The organism is Thalassospira xiamenensis M-5 = DSM 17429, assembly GCF_000300235.2.
Classification (GTDB): domain Bacteria; phylum Pseudomonadota; class Alphaproteobacteria; order Rhodospirillales; family Thalassospiraceae; genus Thalassospira; species Thalassospira xiamenensis.
The window spans coordinates 3,628,884-3,648,046 of the sequence record NZ_CP004388.1 but is presented as its reverse complement, the minus strand read 5'-3'; the positions used below and the strand labels follow the sequence as shown (position 1 = coordinate 3,648,046).

General features: G+C 55.2%; 19 protein-coding genes. 9 read left to right on the top strand and 10 right to left on the bottom strand.

Annotated elements, in window-relative coordinates; translation table 11 throughout:
• Positions 1–20 precede the first annotated feature (20 nt).
• Together TH3_RS16955 and TH3_RS16950 are read left to right on the top strand one after the other, a co-directional pair.
• Positions 21–1,268, top strand: a complete 1,248-nt coding sequence (locus TH3_RS16955; protein ID WP_007090117.1) for an ROK family transcriptional regulator — start codon at positions 21–23, stop codon at positions 1,266–1,268.
• Between the two features lie 149 nt (positions 1,269–1,417).
• Positions 1,418–2,842, top strand: coding sequence for a mannose-1-phosphate guanylyltransferase/mannose-6-phosphate isomerase (locus tag TH3_RS16950; RefSeq protein WP_040060119.1), 1,425 nt, complete (start codon positions 1,418–1,420; stop codon positions 2,840–2,842).
• A gap of 81 nt (positions 2,843–2,923) precedes the next feature.
• Here TH3_RS16950 and gloB read toward each other — a convergent pair whose 3' ends face one another.
• Positions 2,924–3,694 (bottom strand): hydroxyacylglutathione hydrolase, encoded by a 771-nt coding sequence (gene gloB, locus TH3_RS16945; protein ID WP_007090115.1) that lies wholly within the window; start codon positions 3,692–3,694, stop codon positions 2,924–2,926.
• A gap of 126 nt (positions 3,695–3,820) precedes the next feature.
• Here gloB and TH3_RS16940 point away from each other — a divergent pair, with 126 nt between their 5' ends.
• Positions 3,821–4,654, top strand: coding sequence for a methyltransferase domain-containing protein (locus tag TH3_RS16940; protein ID WP_007090114.1), 834 nt, complete (start codon positions 3,821–3,823; stop codon positions 4,652–4,654).
• Positions 4,655–4,754: 100 nt separating this feature from the next.
• Here TH3_RS16940 and TH3_RS16935 read toward each other — a convergent pair whose 3' ends face one another.
• The 3 genes from TH3_RS16935 to petA are packed head-to-tail and all read right to left on the bottom strand — an operon-like array spanning position 4,755 to position 7,355.
• Complete coding sequence (locus TH3_RS16935) at positions 4,755–5,531, bottom strand: cytochrome c1 (protein ID WP_007090113.1); 777 nt, start codon at positions 5,529–5,531, stop codon at positions 4,755–4,757.
• The gene (locus tag TH3_RS16930) at positions 5,524–6,792 is read right to left on the bottom strand and encodes a cytochrome b (RefSeq protein ID WP_007090112.1); all 1,269 of its coding nucleotides are present in this window, start codon (positions 6,790–6,792) and stop codon (positions 5,524–5,526) included. The genes TH3_RS16935 and TH3_RS16930 overlap by 8 nt, the downstream gene beginning before the upstream one ends.
• A gap of 11 nt (positions 6,793–6,803) precedes the next feature.
• Positions 6,804–7,355 (bottom strand): ubiquinol-cytochrome c reductase iron-sulfur subunit, encoded by a 552-nt coding sequence (gene petA / locus TH3_RS16925; RefSeq protein ID WP_007090111.1) that lies wholly within the window; start codon positions 7,353–7,355, stop codon positions 6,804–6,806.
• A 394-nt stretch (positions 7,356–7,749) separates the two neighbouring features.
• Between petA and TH3_RS16920 the strand changes: the two genes are divergently transcribed.
• Positions 7,750–8,220 carry a tRNA (cytidine(34)-2'-O)-methyltransferase gene (locus TH3_RS16920; protein ID WP_007090110.1) on the top strand — a complete coding sequence of 157 codons (471 nt, stop codon included), beginning with the start codon at positions 7,750–7,752 and terminating at the stop codon, positions 8,218–8,220.
• A complete protein-coding gene (gene hemF, locus TH3_RS16915; RefSeq protein WP_007090109.1) occupies positions 8,220–9,110 on the top strand; it encodes an oxygen-dependent coproporphyrinogen oxidase in 891 nt (296 codons plus the stop codon). The genes TH3_RS16920 and hemF overlap by 1 nt, the downstream gene beginning before the upstream one ends.
• An 18-nt stretch (positions 9,111–9,128) precedes the next feature.
• Here hemF and TH3_RS16910 read toward each other — a convergent pair whose 3' ends face one another.
• Positions 9,129–10,046, bottom strand: coding sequence for a hypothetical protein (locus TH3_RS16910; protein WP_007090108.1), 918 nt, complete (start codon positions 10,044–10,046; stop codon positions 9,129–9,131).
• A gap of 116 nt (positions 10,047–10,162) precedes the next feature.
• Entirely contained in the window at positions 10,163–11,050 is an 888-nt protein-coding gene (locus TH3_RS16905; RefSeq protein WP_007090107.1) for a choline sulfate utilization transcriptional regulator, read from the bottom strand.
• Positions 11,051–11,273: 223 nt separating this feature from the next.
• Between TH3_RS16905 and betC the strand changes: the two genes are divergently transcribed.
• Entirely contained in the window at positions 11,274–12,788 is a 1,515-nt protein-coding gene (gene betC / locus TH3_RS16900) for a choline-sulfatase (protein ID WP_007090106.1), read from the top strand.
• Between the two features lie 41 nt (positions 12,789–12,829).
• Here betC and TH3_RS16895 read toward each other — a convergent pair whose 3' ends face one another.
• The gene (locus TH3_RS16895) at positions 12,830–13,513 is read right to left on the bottom strand and encodes a glutathione S-transferase family protein (protein ID WP_007090105.1); all 684 of its coding nucleotides are present in this window, start codon (positions 13,511–13,513) and stop codon (positions 12,830–12,832) included.
• A 96-nt stretch (positions 13,514–13,609) separates the two neighbouring features.
• On the bottom strand, positions 13,610–14,506 hold the full coding sequence (locus tag TH3_RS16890) for a branched-chain amino acid aminotransferase (RefSeq protein ID WP_007090104.1): 897 nt from the start codon (positions 14,504–14,506) through the stop codon (positions 13,610–13,612).
• A 113-nt stretch (positions 14,507–14,619) separates the two neighbouring features.
• Here TH3_RS16890 and TH3_RS16885 point away from each other — a divergent pair, with 113 nt between their 5' ends.
• The 3 genes from TH3_RS16885 (at position 14,620) to TH3_RS16875 (ending at position 17,405) form a co-directional block, all read left to right on the top strand.
• On the top strand, positions 14,620–15,135 hold the full coding sequence (locus tag TH3_RS16885) for a MarR family winged helix-turn-helix transcriptional regulator (RefSeq protein WP_007090103.1): 516 nt from the start codon (positions 14,620–14,622) through the stop codon (positions 15,133–15,135).
• Positions 15,136–15,289: 154 nt separating this feature from the next.
• On the top strand, positions 15,290–16,018 hold the full coding sequence (locus tag TH3_RS16880) for a response regulator (RefSeq protein WP_007090102.1): 729 nt from the start codon (positions 15,290–15,292) through the stop codon (positions 16,016–16,018).
• Between the two features lie 88 nt (positions 16,019–16,106).
• Entirely contained in the window at positions 16,107–17,405 is a 1,299-nt protein-coding gene (locus TH3_RS16875) for an ATP-binding protein (RefSeq protein ID WP_040061167.1), read from the top strand.
• Between the two features lie 76 nt (positions 17,406–17,481).
• On the opposite strand, the gene TH3_RS16870 is transcribed toward TH3_RS16875, so the two are convergent.
• The gene (locus TH3_RS16870; protein WP_007090100.1) at positions 17,482–18,177 is read right to left on the bottom strand and encodes a nitroreductase family protein; all 696 of its coding nucleotides are present in this window, start codon (positions 18,175–18,177) and stop codon (positions 17,482–17,484) included.
• Between the two features lie 206 nt (positions 18,178–18,383).
• Positions 18,384–19,067, bottom strand: a complete 684-nt coding sequence (locus TH3_RS16865) for a GntR family transcriptional regulator (protein WP_007090099.1) — start codon at positions 19,065–19,067, stop codon at positions 18,384–18,386.
• Between the last annotated feature and the right edge of the window lie 96 nt (positions 19,068–19,163).

Below are 19,163 nucleotides of genomic sequence, written 5' to 3'. Positions count from 1 at the left end.
ACCCGAGTGGGAGGATAAAAATGACACCTTCACTGTATATCAACCCGGACATTGCCGGGGATGAGGGACAGGGAGCGCGTCCGCTTCATCCGGGCGGGGGTGCGAACCAGTTACGCGTGCGCGCCTATAATGAACGGCTGGTATTGTCACTGGTGCGTCGCAATGTCGGATTGTCGAAGGCCGACATTGCCCGTCTTTCCGGACTTTCGGCGCAAACCGTTTCCGTGATCATGCGTGCGCTGGAAAAGGATGGCTTGCTCAAACGCGGCGATCCGGTGCGCGGCAAGGTTGGCAAACCATCAATCCCGATGGCACTTGATCCCGATGGCGTTTTTTCATTCGGCCTTAAAATTGGGCGACGCAGCGCCGAACTGATCCTGATGGATTTTGTCGGGACTGTCCGCGCCAGCCTGAACGAAGCCTATAAATACCCGACCCCGGACGGCATCCGCAAATTCGTCCGTGCCTCGGTCGAACAATTGTCGCGCGACCTGTCAACCACGCATCGCCAACGCATCGCCGGGATCGGCATTGCCGCCCCGTTTGAATTGTGGAACTGGGTCGAAGAAGTCGGCGCCCCGCCCGAAGATATGAGCGCCTGGCGTGAAGTCGATCTGATCGACATCATCGGCGAAATCGTGCCGTTCCCCGTGTTTCAGCAGAATGACGCCACGGCGGCCTGCGGGGCGGAACTGGTATTTGGGGCAGGGCCGAATTATTCCGACTTCGCCTATTTCTTTATCGGATCGTTCATTGGTGGCGGGGTGGTGCTCAATCAGGCGCTTTATGCTGGTAAAACCGGCAATGCCGGGGCCTTTGGCTCGATGCCTGTGCCCTCGCGATCCGGCCATCCCAGCCAGTTGATCGATCAGGCATCCATCTTCGTGCTCGAAGAAATGCTGACCCGCGAAGGCCGTGATCCCGCCCTGCTTTGGAAGGATCCCGATTACTGGCGTCAGCTTGGCGCAACCCTTGACCTCTGGATTGACCATACCGCGCGCGGCCTGGCAATCGCCATTACCTCGGTCTGCTCGGTGATTGATTTCGAAGCCGTCATTGTCGATGGCGGCTTCCCCAAAGATGTCTGTGCCAGAATCGTCGATGCCACGCGCAAGGCCACCCTCAAACTCGACCTGCAAGGCATCGCCCCCCCGCATATCGAACAGGGTGCGGTCGGCAGTGCCGCACGTGCCATCGGTGCCGCCAGCCTGCCACTGTTTTCGCGCTACCTTCTTGATCAGAACGTCCTGTTTAAACAGATGGCCTGACTTCTTTTGGCGCAAGCTTCCCGTTTAGAGTCAACAATGGTGATCCTTTCAGTGACCAGGGCTTTAAACTCCTTGGAACTGAAAGCTGTTTCCAACTATAACAGGGGCTGTTGACTTTGGTTTGATAGCCTCTGGGATCGGTTCTTGAAATGACAATAAAAGAAATTACACCTGTTGTGCTTTGCGGAGGTTCCGGAACGCGCTTATGGCCTTTGTCACGCAAGGGTTTCCCCAAGCAATTCATTCCTGTGTATCATGGTAAATCCCTGCTTGAACTTACGTTCGAACGGTTGTCGTCATTTGGCAATATTTTGGCGTTATCGGGTGAAGAGCACCGTTTCTTTGTCGAAGAAGCTGCTGAAAAATCCAAAGTAAATCTGACGCAAATTCTGGAACCGATCGCAAGGGACACCGCACCTGCGATGGCGCTTGCCGCCTGTCATGCAAGGCAAGAAAATCCCGAAAGCATTTTGCTTTTCTGCCCAGCGGATCACTTTATTTCGGACAATGATCTTTTCCGTAAAATGGTGCTCGAAGCGGCATATTATGCAAAGAGCGGCAATATCGTCACTTTTGGTGTGCGCCCTACGTCACCAAGCACGGCTTACGGATATATCGAAACCGGTGACGAAGTTGGGCCGGGCATATGGAAATCGGCAAAATTTCTGGAAAAACCTGATCTCGAAACCGCGATGGCGTTTCTGTCTTCAGGAAAGCATCTTTGGAATGCGGGGATATTCCTTGTCCGCGCAGATGTCTTGGCCGATGCGATTGCCCGCTTTGAGCCACAAACCTTTGACGCCTGCAGTGAAGCGATAGCATCCGCACAAAGAGATGGTCATTTCCTCCGCCCCGGTGAAAAATTCAAAGACGCGGTGGCAAAAAGCATCGATTATGCGGTAATGGAACGTGCTGAAAATGTCCTTGTTGCCCCATTCCAAGGCGTTTGGAGCGATGTCGGCAGTTGGAATGCGATGTCAGACTTGGGAACAAAGCTGCCGAACGGAAACTGTGTTCTGGGCGTCCAAGAAAACGTTCATATGATCAAATCGGAAAACACGGTCGTTCATGGGACAGACCGTCGCTTGGTCGTCACATTGGGGACGAAGGACCTAGTGGTGATTGATACGCCCGATGCGCTTTTGGTCAGTTCTGCAGCCGAAGTCGAGGCCATCAAAAATGTCGTTGGAGATCTGGCCGCGCGCAATCACGGACAAGCCATTGAACATCGACGGGTTGCACGTCCTTGGGGCGATTATGACAGCATCGATCACAGTGATCGATATCAGGTCAAACGCATTACCGTAAAGCCAGGGGCCCAGCTCTCCTTACAACGGCACCACCATCGTGCCGAACACTGGATCGTTGTCAAAGGCAGTGCCTTGGTCACCTGTGATGACAAAAAATTCCTGCTGGGCGAAAACCAGTCAACCTATATCCCGGTTGGGGCCGTGCACCGCATGGAAAACCCGGGGAAAATCCCGCTGGAACTGATCGAAGTCCAATCTGGTAGCTATCTCGGTGAAGATGACATTGAACGTCTTGACGACGTTTATGGACGTATCCCCGAATAAGTCCTGAGCAACGCCTTTTATCGCACGATTACAGAAGCAAGAAATTGCCTTCTGCCAGCAATTTCTTGCTTCATGCCATGATTAGAACCGATCCTTCCGCCCGCGGATTTCGGCAAAAATCTCGGTGGCGGTTGCACCTTCCATGCCAAGGTCGCTGGCAACCGATGCATGATCGGCGCGCAGGAACGGGTTGGTTGCCAGTTCCTTGTCCATGCGTGATGGAATGGTCGGGATACCGCGTGCGCGCAGATCATCAATTTCCGCGCAGCGCGCCTTAAGCGCCACATTGCCGGTTTCAATCGTTGCGGCAAACCGGGCATTGGACTGGGTATATTCATGCCCGCAATACACCAGCGTCTCGCCCGGAAGGTTGCGAAATTTTTGCAGGGACTGCCACATCTGGGCTGGCGTTCCTTCAAACAACCGCCCGCAACCCAATGCAAACAGACTGTCGCCGGAAAACAGGGCCGATACCGCCGGAAAATAAAATGCAATATGGCCGCTGGTATGGCCCGGCACGTCAAAGACCTGCCCGGAAAGCGCACCAATCATCACCTCATCCCCCTCGGCGACCGTCTGATCCATGCCGGGAATGCGCATGGTTTCGGCCTTGGGGCCAATCAGTTTCGCGCCATATCTGGTGATCAGTTCCGCATTGCCGCCGATATGGTCATTGTGATGATGGGTATTGATCACGATATCAAGCGACCAGCCGCGATCTTCAAGCGCGCTTATCACCGGGCCCGCCTCGCCCGGATCGACAATCGCGGTCGTACCTGTTTCGTGGCAGCGCACAAGATAGGTGTAATTATCGGAAAGGCACGGAATGACAAAGACATCGCCTGCGGACATGGCCGACCTCGCGTGTGTGAATGGAATATGCGCCAAGCCTATCAGCTTGCGGCTTCTTAAAACAATCACGCATCGTGCAAGGTTTTTGCGCTTCAATCCAATCAGAAAAGGCTCTAGGCTATTTTCATGCGTCAGGATGTTGTTGATCTTCACCGTTTTTATGCCGGAAGCCTCGGACAGGCCGCTCGCCGCCTGATCCGTCGCCGCTTGCGCGTGATGTGGTCGGATGTCCGCGGCATGCGCGTGCTGGGTTTTGGTTATGCCACGCCCTATCTGCGCCCCTTCATGGGCGAGGCAGAACGCGTGCTGGCTTTCATGCCCGGCCAGCAGGGTTGTGTTCCTTGGCCCGCGGGCGATCCCAATCATGTCGCCCTTACCGAAGAAACCATGCTGCCGCTGCCCGATAGCTCGGTCGACCGCATCCTGCTGGTGCATCTGGTCGAACATTCCGATTCCATGCGCCGCCTGATGCGCGAATGCTGGCGGGTATTGACCCCCAACGGCCGGATCGTGGTGGTCACACCCAACCGAAGCTCGCTCTGGTCCTGGTCGGAAAATACGCCCTTTGGCTTTGGCCATCCCTATAGCGTGTCACAGCTTCAGAACCTGATGCGCGAAAACATGTTCCTGCCCGTGCAGCACAGCCGCGCTCTTTTCCTGCCCCCGACCCAAAGCCGGTTTCTGCTACGCTGGTCGCAGGCATTCGAAAATATCGGATCGCGTCTGTTCAAGGCCTTTGCCGGGGTTTCGATTGTCGAAGCGGGAAAACAGCTTTACGCCAGCACCGGCACACCGGCGCGTAAACGCAGGCTGGTACATATCCCTGTGACTGTTCCGCCCCTTCGCCCGGCGGACGGCAATCATTCGACTGGCAACCATTCCAGCGGAAATCACGCTGACATTGCGTGCGAAACCGCATTGACCTGTGCCGAACCTCTGCCCGCCAACCCCAAATCCTGATCACAGGCGACAGTTCCGTGCGACGACGCTTTGCGATGCGCCAACAAATAAGGCCGCCGGTTTCCCGACGGCCTTTGATTTTTGACGATATCGCGAACGCTTAATGTTCGATATCGCGCCAGATTTTGCGTTTCACCGCATAGAGCATCGCGGTCAGAACGATCAGGAACAACAGAACTTTCATGCCCATTGATTTGCGGGCTTCAAGTTCCGGCTGTGCCGTCCAGTTCAGGAACGCAACCACGTCATGCGCGTGCTGTTCCATGGTCATCGGGGTGCCATCGGTGTACTCGACCGCTTCATCATAAAGCGGCGGTGCCATCGAAATCTGATGACCCGGGAAGTAGTGGTTGTAATACTTGCCTTCCGCAAGGTCGAAGCCTTCAGGTGCTTCTTCCTCGTAACCGGTCAGCAGGGCATAAACATAATCCGGACCATGCAGGCGTGCCTTCGTCATCAATGACAGATCGGGCGGAATCGCACCCCCGTTCGACGCAGCGGCAGCTTTGTCGTTCGGGAAAGGTGACGGGAAATAGTCCGACGCAATACCGGGACGGGTGAACATGTCACCATCATCGTTCGGGCCGTCTTCAATATCGTATTCCGCCGCGATGGCCTTGATCTGGTCTTCGTTAAACCCGATGCCTTCCAGGTTACGGAACGCAATGAAACGAAGACTGTGGCAACCGGCACACACGTTTTTGTAAACCTGGAAACCGCGCTGCATCTGCGCCCGGTCATAGGTGCCAAAAAGCCCCTGCCAGCTCCATTCCTGTGCTTCCGGAACCGGAGCGTTGCCTGCGGCCTTTGCCGAAGTGCCGGCAAAGGCGCTCAGTGCGAATGCCGCAGCAATGGCGGTCAATGCAAACTTACGCATTTGCGCCTCCCTTGAGTACGGATTCGCTGATGCTGGCCGGAAGCGGTTTGGGCCGTTCCAGTTTACCGACAATCGGCATGACCAGAAGGAAATGCGCGAAGTAGTAAAGCGTTGCCAGCTGGCCAACGGTGATCACTTTAAGTCCTTCGATCCCCAAGAAGTAGTCATCCGGGGCCTTCTTGCCGCAATATCCAAGGATAAAGCAGTCAATGAACAGGATCAGGAAGAACCACTTGTAAACCGGGCGGAACTTCGAGCTGCGCACCTTCGAGGTATCAAGCCACGGAATGACGAACAGAACGATGATGGATGCAAACATCGCCAGCACGCCAAGCAGCTTTGCCGGAATACCGAAGATGGTGAAGTCGATGGATCGCAGGATCGCATAGAACGGCAGGAAGTACCATTCCGGCACGATATGCGGTGGGGTCACCAGCGGGTTCGCCGGGATATAGTTATCCGGCTCGCCAAAGAAGTCGGGCGCAAAGAACACGAAGAACAGGAAGAAGATCAGGAACACGCCCATACCGAATAGATCCTTGATCGTATAGTACGGGTGGAACGCGATTGCATCCTGCGGTGTCTTGATTTCAACGCCGGTCGGGTTGTTCGACCGTACGGTGTGCAGGGCCCAGACATGCAGGACCACAAGGCCAAGGATCACGAACGGCATCAGGTAATGCAGCGAGAAGAACCGGTTGAGCGTCGGGTTATCAACCGAGAAACCGCCCCAAAGCCATGTCACCAGCGGATCGCCAATGATCGGGAAGGCCGAGAACAGGTTGGTAATAACCGTCGCCCCCCAGAATGACATCTGGCCCCACGGCAGGACATAGCCCATGAACGCGGTTGCCATCATCGCCAGAAGGATCAGGATACCGATCCACCACAGCATTTCACGCGGTGCTTTGTAAGACCCGTAATACAGGCCACGGAAAATATGGATATAGACGCAGATGAAGAACATCGATGCGCCGTTCATGTGGATATAGCGGATCAGCCAGCCATAGTTCACATCACGCATGATGCGCTCGACCGACCAGAACGCCATATCGGCATGCGGGGTGTAATTCATCACCAGGAAAATCCCGGAGAGAATCATCGTCACCAGAACAAAACCGGCCAAAGAACCGAAGTTCCACATATAGGACAGGTTCTTCGGGGTCGGATATTCATAAGCGGAGTGATGCAACATGGAGAAGACCGGAAGACGGTCATCGACCCATTTCACTACCTTGTTATTCCAAACGGGTGCACTCATCTACCTGCTCCTTAGCCGATCTGAACCGACGTGTCGGTGAGGAAGGTGTAGGTCGGCACGACAAGGTTCAGCGGTGCCGGACCTTTGCGGATACGACCGGACGTGTCGTAGTGCGACCCGTGGCACGGACAATACCATCCGTCATAATCACCGCGTGTCTCACCGGTTGCCGTGCCCATCGGAATGCAGCCCAGATGGGTGCAGACACCGACCACGATCAGCCATTCCTTTTTCTGGACACGGGCTTCATCGGATTGCGGATCGACCAGCTCGTTCAAGGAAACCTCTTCGGCTTCATTGATTTCACGTTCGGTACGGTGGCGGATGAATACGGGTTTACCGCGCCACATGACCTTGACGGCCTGACCGACCGGAATATTTGACAGGTTAACTTCGACCGAGGCCAGCGCAAGAACGTCCTTGGACGGGTTCATGCTGTCCACGAACGGCCACAGCGCCATGCCGGTGCCAACAACACCGACTGCCGTGGTCGCTAGGGTCAGAAAATCCCTGCGGTTCTCGTCCGGAGTGTGGTCCCCGGATGATTGCACCGTTTGCGACATAATGTATTCCTCTTTCTGCCCCCAAAACAGGCATGCGGAATGCCCAACTGCACACTTAGGGCAAAGACCTTTAATTTCCATTGATGGAAATCAAACAATGCTTTTGCCCCAAAGCCTTCAGGCCTGAAACCGGGTTCGTATACTAACAAAAAGGGGGTTTGTTAAGGGGAACTTGGAGTTGCAAATTGTTCGCATTCGATTTGCCTATTTGGTTTTGCGGTGCACAATCGAAGCGAACGTAGCGTTTTCTAACAGACTGGCGTATTCACAACCAAGTGGTTATATCCTTGTCTCGTCTTATTCCAAATAAGTCTAATGGCGATATATCGGCGTAATTTTGTAAGGTTTTGCGCCCGGATTTCAGATCGAAAATGTTGCGAGTCTATAAAGCCTTATGAGAATCTGTCTGTTCGAACCCGACATTCCACAAAACACCGGTACCATCCTGCGCATGGCGGCATGTCTCGGGGTTCCCGTCGACATTATCGAACCCTGCGGTTTTCTTCTGACCTCGGCGGCGCTAAAGCGTGCGGGGATGGATTATCTGGGGGCGGCGGATTATACACGCCATGCCGATTGGCGCGGCTTTGTGCAGGCGCGTAATGATGGAACCGTTCCCGGGCGTCTGGTATTGCTGACGACCAAGGGGGCGGTGCCTTATTGCGATTTTGACTATCGACCCGATGATATTCTGATGCTGGGCTCCGAAAGCAGTGGGGTGCCCGATCAGGTGCATGATTATGTCGATGCCCGCGTCGTTATTCCGCTTAAACCCGGAATGCGGTCGCTTAACGTCGCGATGGCTACGGCAATGACATTGGGCGAAGCCCTGCGCCAAACCAACAGCTTCCCGGAGAAGGCCTGATGACCAGTACTGATAACGATCTGATCGCCCAAAAGATCGAAGAGCACAAGGAAACGGCGCGGAACTGGTTCCGCCAGTTGCGCGACGAAATCTGTGCCAGTTTCGAGGCGCTCGAAGACAGCTATATCGGACCGCTCGCCGATCAACCGGCCGGGCGGTTTGAACGCAAAAGCTGGGAACGTGGCAAAGATCAGAATGGCGAAGATCAGGGCGGCGGCGAAATGTCGGTCATGAAGGGCCGCGTGTTTGAAAAGGTCGGGGTCAATATCTCGACCGTTTATGGCGAATTTTCCGAAAAATTCCGCGCTGAAATCCCCGGTGCTGCCGAAAATCCGAATTTCTGGGCGGCGGGCATTTCACTGGTGGCCCATCCCTGTTCACCGCATGTCCCGGCGGTTCATATGAATACCCGCCATATCGTGACCACCAAGGCATGGTTCGGCGGTGGGGCTGACCTGACCCCGGTATTCCCGCAGGATGCCGACACGGCGGATTTTCACGGCGCGCTGAAGGCGGCCTGTGACGCGCATGGCGATGATTATTACGACCGGTTCAAAAAATGGTGCGATGAATATTTCTTCCTGCCGCACCGGAACGAACCGCGTGGGGTGGGCGGGATTTTCTATGATTATCTCGATGCCGACTGGGATGCGGATTTTGCCTTCACACAGGATGTCGGCCGCGCCTTTCGCGACATCTATCCCGAACTGGTCAAACGCCATTACAACAAATCCTGGACCGACGATGAACGCCGCGCCCAATTGATCAAGCGCGGACGCTACGTCGAATTCAACCTGCTCCATGATCGCGGCACGCGCTTTGGTCTGATGACCGGCGGCAATACCGAGGCGATCCTGATGTCCTTGCCGCCCGAAGCCAACTGGCCATAAGCCAGAGGGCGGGGGCTGTCACTGCGATGAAACGGTCGGATGATCCTTGTCGACCGTTTCTGCCGTTGCGTTCAATGTGTGCCAGTCCTCGACTTCGGGATGGATGACGCCATTATTCATCAGGCAAAGCCTTATAAAACCATTGTCGCGCAATGTCTTGATGCCGCGGTTCAGGGCTTCGATCACCTTATCGGCATCTTTCAGTTTTCGCGAAACCATGAAATGCTGCGTTTCGGGCAGGGATACCTTTATGCCGGGAATGGGGTACAGCCATATGCCGTCGACTTCCCGGCCCATATCCGGCCGGGATGAAAATTCAAGCAACGTGAAATCGGCACGACCGGCATTGATGATCGAAAACATTTGTTTGACTGTCGCCGCATTGGTCAGGCTTGCCAGTGGCAGACTTTCAAGAACCTGCCAGTCCAGTCGCCAGTTGCGGATGCCCACCGCCCGGAGTGTGTGAATATCTGGCAGGGCGTTATCGGCTTTGCCCTCCATAAATCCGCGCGGTGCATAAAGGCCTTTCTCGATCTCGCCTGCTCTTAAAAGCGGATCAGTTTTAAGGAAATCGTCATTTCCGGAAATGTTGAAGGCCCAGTCTGTTTTGATATCGGCCATCCCCGATGCAATCATTTTCCGGCTGCGCTCGGAATTGGGGGATATGACGGGTTCGACCTCGGCCTTGATGCCGCCGGCATGCAGGGCTTCGTGCAGCAGAGTATAGTTCATCAGCGAAAGGTTCGATTGATTGCTTTCCCGGCATTTTCGGCAATCATCTGATGGGCTGCGAATGCATGCTTCAACGCCCTCAATATCCGCCTGCCTTACCGGAAGCCGGATAATCTGGTCCTGCTTCAAGGGCGCCGTACTGGCGCTGGTGGCGAGAAGCATGAACGACGCGGCGATTGTCATCACAGATTGCATGATCCGCATGACGTTCCTCATTCACATTTATTCTTATGTGTTTTCTGTTTTACCGCAGGGAAAAGTAAAAAACTATCCAAAAGTATTAGTTTTAAGGGGCGCTTTTCAATCGGCATGTCAGCGCCTTAGGTTTCGTTGATCAGCCAATCCAGAAGAGCGGCGGTTGTGCCGTGGGCCGACGGGCTTGGCACCAGCCAGTATCCCCGATCATGGCGGGTGATTTCGGGGCCTACCTGTATCAGGCTGCCCTGCGCCAGATGATGATCGACAAGCCCGATCCAGCCCAGTGCCAGTCCCTGTTCGGCAAGGGCTGCCTGAATGACAAACCCATATGTGTTCAGGCCCAGATCGCCCTGTTCGGGTTCGCGGGCAACCCCGTGTGCCGCCAGCCACGTCGCCCATGTCAGCCAGCGGGCCTTTTCCGTGGTTTCAAGATGCAGCAACGGCACATTGGCAAATTGTGCCGGATCGTCGAACGGGCCATATCGTTCAAGGAAACCGGGTGCACAGACCGGCACGACGCGTTCGGGAATCAGAAGCTTTGCGCTTGGCGGAAAATCGCCTCTGGCGCCGAACACCATCGCCGCATCGGTATCGCGTTCCAGTTCGTCCTCAAGACTTTGCGACGCCACGATATGGACTTCGGCCTTGGGATGCAGGCGACGGAAATCCGCCACGCGCGGCATCAGCCAGAAGGCAGCAAAACCATAATCGGTAAAAATCCGGATCGCCGGATCGCGCGCCTTGCGCAACGTTTCCTGTGCCGCGTCATCGATGCGTTCCACACTTGCCCGCACCGCCCGAAACAGAACCTCGCCCGCTTCGGTTAACCGGCTGCCGCCCTGTGATCGGTGAAAAAGCGACAGGCCAAGCTGCTCCTCCACCCGCCGGATCTGATAGGTCACGGCGGGCTGTGTCAGGCCAAGTTCCTGTGCGGCCCGTGTCAGGCTGCCCAGTCGGCCAACTGCGTCAAAAGTCCTAAGCCATCCAAGGTCAAGATGTCGCTGGGCCATAAATAATCTTTATAATAGCAATTAAAAAACACCGGCTTTCGCCATGGATCGATTTGTGAATTTAATGGAGCATATCAGATCAGCACCAAAAAGAATAAGCGGAGCTTCGCCAGAATGACGCACCACTTCCCTGCCATCTCGCAGTTCCTTGCGGTGTCGGATCGTTCTGGCTGGTGCTGTCCGTCTTTTTCCGCGTGATACCCGTTAAAAAGCAGTACATTAAATGAAACGCCCGAATATCCTTATCGTGATGGCCGACCAGCTAAACGGAACGCTTTTCCCCGATGGTCCGGCTGAATTCCTCCATACCCCGCATCTTTCCGCCCTTGCGGCCCGGTCTGCGCGGTTTCGCAATTGCTATACCGCATCCCCGCTATGTGCGCCGGGGCGGGCATCCTTCATGGCCGGACAATTGCCCAGTCGCACCCGGGTCTATGACAACGCAGCCGAATTCTGTTCCGACATTCCGACCTACGCCCATCATTTGCGCCGCGCGGGATATCACACCTGCCTGTCGGGCAAGATGCATTTTGTCGGCCCCGATCAGTTGCATGGCTTCGAAGAACGTCTGACCACCGATATTTATCCCGCCGATTTCGGTTGGACGCCCGATTATCGCAAGCCGGGCGAGCGCATCGACTGGTGGTATCATAATCTGGGTTCCGTCACCGGGGCCGGCGTGGGCGAGATTTCCAACCAGATGGAATATGATGACGAGGTCGCCTATCACGCCACCCACAAGCTGTATGACCTGGCCCGGGGCAAGGATGACCGCCCATGGTGCCTGACCGTCAGCTTCACCCATCCCCATGATCCTTACGTCGCGCGCAGGAAATTCTGGGACCTTTACGAAGACTGCCCGGCGCTGGAACCCTCCGTTTCGGCAATCCCGTTTGATGAACAGGATGCCCATTCAAAACGCCTGATGGCGGCGTGCGACCATACGGCCTTTGACATTACCGATGACAATATCCGCCGGTCGCGCCGCGCCTATTTCGCCAATATTTCCTATATCGATGACAAGATCGGCGACATCATCGATGTGCTCGAACGCACCCGGCAGGTGGATAACACCATCATTCTGTTCCTGTCCGATCATGGTGATATGCTGGGTGATCGCGGTCTTTGGTTTAAAATGAGCTTCTTCGAAGGTTCGGCACGTGTGCCCTTGATGATGGCGGGGCCGAACATCACACCGGGCAGCTACACCGATCCGGTATCGACCCTTGATGTCACGCCGACCCTTGCCGAACTGGCCTGTATCTCGCTTGACGATGTCATGCCCTGGACCGATGGCATCAGCCTCGTGCCCGGCTTTTCCGGCACCCGGCGTAGCGAACCCGTTCTGATGGAATACGCCGCCGAGGGATCAAACGCCCCGCTGGTCTGCATTCGCGACGGGCGCTGGAAATACGTTTATTGCGAACTCGATCCCGAACAGCTTTTCGATCTTGAAACCGATCCGGACGAATTGCGCAATCTGGCCCCCGATCCGGCATATGCCCGGCAGATTGATGCGTTCCGCAAGCAGCGCGATGCGCGCTGGGACATGGCGGCATTTGACAGTGCGGTTCGTGAAAGTCAGGCCCGGCGCTGGATCGTTTATCAATCGCTTCGCAACGGCGCCTATTTCCCGTGGGATTACCAGCCCCTGCAAAAGGCATCCGAACGCTATATGCGCAATCACATGGACCTCAATCAGCTGGAAGAGAGCCAACGCTTCCCGCGTGGGGAATAGATATCTGCGATATATCAGAACTGCCTTGGGGATGATCCGGCTTAAGGAGACGGCTGACCCTGGTCATGGGTTTGACCGCTATAGCCGGTTTGCGCCATCGATGGACGGGCGCAGAAATCCTCATACCATTGGCTCAGCATCGGGCGACCGGTTCTGAAATCGGCCAGTTCGCGAAACGCGATCCAGTCAAGCCCGGTCGCGAGCGCGATTTGACCTCCATTGAGCGGCGCTTTGGGATCAAGTTCGCTTTCCAGATAGTCAAATGCTTCGATCAGCTTGGTTTTCTGTCCCTCGGCCAGCGGCGGGTACCGCAGGTTTTCCGGGCGACGATTGGTTTCCCAGCGATAAGCCACACCGGCATCACAGATACCCTGCGCCAATGCCTGCAAACGCAGCACCTGCCAGCGTTCCGTGCCCGCCACCGGGATCAGCTTCCGACTGGTATGCAGGCTATCAAGATACTCGCAGATCACGTCCGAATCAAACAGGGCCATGCCATCTGGCAGGATCAGAACCGGGACCTTGCCCAGCGGATTGGCTCTAAAAACCCGGTCATTGCGATTGGTCGGGCTGGTTTCCTGATGGATGACCTCGATCCGGTCGCCCAATCCGCATTCAAGGGCAAAGACCAGTGCCTTGCGCGCAAATGGGGAATGGGTCTGATACAGCAGGGTATGGTTGCCGTTTTGTATATCATCAGACTTTTGTGAAAATGGCGTCGTCATGATGCGTTTTGTCCCTGGATCAAAAAATAGCCCGGCAAACGGATGCCAGGCTATTTTTCATTAAAAGTGAATAATCGGGCTGATTATTGAATTTTACTACTCGGCGGCAACAGCTTCTTTTTCACCGCGCACCAGCGCCATATAGTCTTCCATCAGCGTCTTGCAGACATGGGCCGGGGTGAAGGTGTAATCGGCGATGGAGGCCACCGGGGTCACTTCGGCTGCCGTCCCGGTGAGGAAGCATTCCTCGAATTCGGCCATTTCTTCGGGCATGATCGCCCGTTCAATCACCTCGAAACCGCGCGCTTTGGCAAGCCCGATCACGGTGCGGCGCGTAATACCATCCAGGAAGCAATCCGGGGTCGGGGTATGGATTTTGCCGTCCTTGACAAAGAACACGTTCGCCCCGGTCGCCTCGGCAATCTGACCACGGTAGTCAAGCATCAGCGCATCGGCAAAACCGTTGCGTTCCGCTTCGTGTTTCGACAGGGTGCAGATCATGTAAAGACCGGCTGCCTTGGCCGAGGTCGGCGCGGTATTCGGGGCTGGACGTGCCCATTTCGAAAGGGCGAGACGAATGCCTTTCAGGCGTTCTTCCGGCTTGAAATAGCTGGGCCATTCCCAAGTCGCAATCGCGACATTGATGCGCGTGGTCTGGGCCGAAACACCCATCATTTCACTGCCGCGCCATGCAATGCGGCGGATATAGCCATCGGTGATATTGTTGGCCGCAAGTGTTTCGATCACCGCATCATCAAGTTCTGCCGCGCTATAAGGCACTTTCATATCGAGAATTTCACCCGATTTGATCAGACGCTGACCATGTTCGGCAAGTTTGAACACTTTGCCGTTATAAGCCCGTTCCCCTTCGAAGACGGCACTGCCATAATGGACCGCATGGCTCAGCACATGGAGGGTGCTTTCACGCCAGGGTTTAAGTTCGCCATTATACCAGATAAAACCATCACGGTTGTCGAAGGTCGGAGTGATCATTTGCCAGATTCCAATTCAAAAGGGCACTTGGACGTAACTTTATGTCCTTAATTGTCTGGCCGGAGTAACATTCATCGATTAATATGTCAATATAACTGACATAACGGAAAAGCATGGCTGATATCTCAACACGCAAGGTAAACCCGCTTTTTTTGCGGGAAGAAGAGCTTAGGCAAGGCATTGAACTGCTGTTCTATGCCTATCGCGATTTCACGGCAGTGGCAGATCAGATACTTGAGCAATATAATTTCGGTCGCGCCCATCACCGGGTCATTTATTTCGTCAGCCGCAACCCCGGCATTACGGTAAGCGAGCTTCTGTCGATTCTCAAAATCACCAAGCAGTCCCTATCGCGTGTTCTGGGCCAACTGGTGCGCGAAGGCTTCATCGATCAGAAAACCGGTGTGCAGGATCGTCGCCAGCGGCTTTTGACCCTGACGGAAAAGGGCGAAGCGCTGGAACGTGAACTGACCGAAAATCAGCGCAGCCTGATCGCGGCCGCCTATCGCGAAGCCGGGGCCGAGGCGGTTGAGGGTTTTCGCAAGGTGATGCTGGGTATGCTCGAAGAACCCGACCGGGCCCGTTTCACCGATGACAGCCCGCCAGGTATGCGCCGCCGGGCGAGTTAGCGATGTTTCGTTAAAATTTTTATCGCGACAATCACCGGATCAGGATGCTGACCTGATCCGGTGTCTTTTGGACAGATACAATTTTGAAACTTTTTTTTGCCTAACTCGCATAGGATAAAGCGTTTCAGATGTTCAGGTTTCAGGAGAGCCGTGTATGAGCCGTCACGATCAGCCGCACATTCTTGTGGTCGATGACGATGACCGTCTGCGTGATTTGCTGACCCGTTATCTGGGCGAAAACGGATTTGTGGTTTCGGCCGCGCGAAATGCTGCCGAAGCGCGGTCCAGCCTTGCCGGCATGCAGTTTGATCTTCTGGTGCTGGATGTTCTGATGCCCGGGGAGAAAGGGGTTGATCTTGCGCGTAGCTTACGCGGCGAGGGGACGAAGGTGCCGATCCTTCTGCTGACAGCACTTTCGGAAACCGAAGACCGCATTTCCGGGCTTGAGGCGGGGGCGGATGATTACCTTGCCAAACCGTTCGAGCCCCGTGAGCTTGTCCTTCGGATCGAAGCCATTTTACGTCGCTATGCCCAAGTACCAGCGCCGTTAGATGAGAACGCGCGCGATGACAAATCCACCATGGCGCAGTTTGGCAACTTCACCTTTGACCTCAGTCGGATGACGTTGCAGCGCGGATCGGAGCATATCTATCTGACAAGTGCCGAGCAGGCGCTTCTGGCCGCTCTTGTCCGCAGACGCGGTGAAACAACAAAACGTGAAGACCTTCACCGGATGATGGGCGGAAATGCTGTTGATCCCGGCGCATCGCGCAGCATTGATGTGCAGGTGACGCGCCTTCGGCGCAAGTTCGAGGAAGACCCGAAACAACCAAGATACTTGCAGACGGTACGCGGACGGGGCTATGTCCTGTATGTTGATTAACACAGATTGGCCGAACCGCCGACTGGCCAGTGACGGATAGGGATTAAGGGTTTTGGGCAGCGAAAACGCAGGATGGATCAAGTCACTTATGCCGAAAGGTCTTTTGGGCCGGTCGCTTCTGATCCTGATGACGCCGATGCTGCTGTTGCAGATCGTCACCGTGCTGATTTTTTTCGAACGGCATTGGGATACAGTCGCGCGCCAGCTAAGCCGTGGTCTTGCCGGTGATGTTGTTTTCGTCATTGATTATCTTGGCGAATATTCAGATGCGGAGCATTTTGAGTGGCTGCAGCATTCCGCACGCACGCGTTTGCAGCTTGATATCCTGTTTGAACCCGATGAAATCCTTGAGCAGCAGATTACCCAACCGCCTTTCGGGCTGGTGTCGCAGGAACTGTTCACCGCGTTGGATGAGCGTCTGGAGCGCCCATTCTTCTTTGATCTTGATATCGATAATCGCCAGCTTGAAATTCGGGTACAGTTAAAGGACGGAGTCCTTTCTATCATTGCCCCGCGAAAGCGTCTTTATTCGTCGACCACTTATATCTTCTTTATGTGGATCGCGGGTTCCGCCCTGATCCTGTATGGCGTTGCCGTGATGTTCATGCGCAATCAGGTCCGTCCGATCCGTCGTCTTGCCAAGGCCGCCGATCAGTTTGGTCGCGGTGTGGAAGTTGACACCTTCAAACCCGAAGGTGCGGCCGAGGTGCGATTGGCGGCATCTTCCTTCATTTCGATGCGTGATCGTATTGCACGGCACTTGTCGCAACGGACCGCTTTGCTGGCCGGGGTGTCGCATGATCTTCGCACGCCGCTGACGCGCATGAAACTGGAACTGGCGATGCAGGGGTCGTTGCCCGGTGTTGACGCGCTTAAGCAGGATGTTGTCGACATGGAACGTATGGTCGATGCCTATCTTGCGTTTGCGCGCGGCGAAGAAGGCGAAAAGGCCGTGCCAACCGATATTGGCAAGCTGATTACCGATCAGGTTGGGGAAGCGCTGCGCGATGGCCAGCAGATTGATCTGCATATCGCCGATAGTCTGGAAATGGAACTGCGTCCGCAATCCGTGCGGCGTTGTCTTGCCAATATCATGTCCAATGCCGGGCGCTATGCCAATAACCTGTCGGTTCGCGCGGGACGTCGCGGGCAGGATTATGAAATTGTCTTTGACGATGATGGTCCGGGTATTCCGGCTGACAAGCGCGAAGACGTTTTCAAGCCTTTCTATCGTCTTGAGGAATCGCGTAATCAGGCGACGGGTGGTGTCGGTCTTGGCATGACAATTGCGCGTGATTCAGCGCGTGGCCATGGCGGTGATGTCTACCTTGAAGATGCGCCGGGCGGCGGGCTTCGCGTCCGTCTTGTCCTGCCGATCGGGCATTAAGCGTCTTTGGAATGTAAAACAGAAAGCCCCAAGCCCCGCCGTGCCGCGGGGCTTCTTGTTTTGGGTTTGATGTGTTTCAGAAGAAAGTCGCGATTTCTGAAAGGTCTTTTTTCTCGGTCGCGTGTTTCGGGATCGTCGCATCCGCTGCCGGATATCCGGTGACCAGAAGGATATAGGGCTTGTTGTGGTCCGGGCGTTGGCAGATTTCGGTCAGGAAGCTCATCGGGTTTGGCGTATGTGTCAGTGTCGCAAGCCCCGCACGATGCAGGGCCGCGATCAGAAAGCCGGTCGCGATGGAAACGGATTCCGGCACGTAATAGTTTTTGCGCAACTTCCCGTCGGCCGAGGCACTTTTACGTTCGCCGAAAATGCAAATCAGCCATGGTGCGATTTCCAGAAACGGTTTGCTGTCATCCGTGCCAAGCGGTCGCAGGGCTTCGATCCATTCTTCGCCAGCGCGGCCGGCATAAAAGGCGCGTTCTTCTTCCTCGGCAGCGGTGCGGATTTTCTTTTTCATCGCCGGATCGCCGATAACCGAAAAATGCCATGGCTGATGGTTGGCACCATTGGGGGCCGTACCCGCCGCGCGAATGCATGTTTCGATGATGTCGCGTGGCACCGGCCGATCCGAAAATTCACGTACCGTGTGGCGTGTACGGATTTCATCATAAAATGCCTGCGCACCAAGGCGCATCTCGTCAAGCGGTCGTTCCTGATAATCGGGCAACGGGATCGGCAAAAATTCGGTGGTCGGGGTGGGGCGGGTTGTCATGGTGCTCTCTAATATTTGTTTGTTTAAATTGTCAGACAATCGTAATCGAGGGAATTCGGGGATGCAAGTTTCATGTCCAGCGCCGCTAAAGGAGCTGATGAAGGACCCACGATAGACTGGCAATCTGGTTCGGAGATGTGCCGTGAGGTGGGGTTCTATGCGGTCGCACATCCGGCAAGGGACCGGGTTGGCAGGGGGAATAGCCGTCAGTCTGCCGGGCTTTCGGCGAAATGATTGTCAGGCAGCGATTGCACCAATTGGCGCGAATGATCGACATGATCAATCATGATGGCCTCGGCTTTGGCGGCATCCCCGCTGCGAACTGCGTCAACAATGTTACGATGCCGGGTATTGGTTTGCAGGACCTTGTCATCAGCGACCAGAACGCGGAATTGCAGCCAATAAACACTGTTGGAAATCCGTCGCAACTGTTCACATAAAAGCGCGTTGCCGGTGACATCGGCAAACAGCATATGGAAGGCAAGGTTGTGGCGCGACATGGCGGCAAGGTCGTTACGGGTTTCGGCAGTGTCCAGCTCGGCCTGGATGGCAAGCAATTTCGACGCGTCGTTTTGAAGTGTTGGGGTTGCCAGCCGCACGGCAAGGCCTTCAAGCGCACCCCGCACGATAAACAGATCATCGACTTCGCGTCGTGTCATGTGGCGCACGCTGACCCCGCGATAGGGTTGGCTGTGCAGTAGCCCGTCTGCGGTCAATTGACGAAAGGCTTCGCGAACGGATGGACGGCTGACGCCAAGGCGTTTGGCAAAATCGATTTCCGTCAGGCGTTGACCCGGTACCAAGCGCCCGTCGCGCACTGCATTGGTGATGGCATCTGAAACCTGCTGAACTGTCAGACTATCGTTGGGTAATGCGGCGGTTTCTGTCATTTCTCACCGGATTGCGATGGATCATTGCCGTGCGGTGCATCGTAGCCTATCTATGTGGCAGTTCGCGTTTGCGATATAGACCTGATGCGATTATCG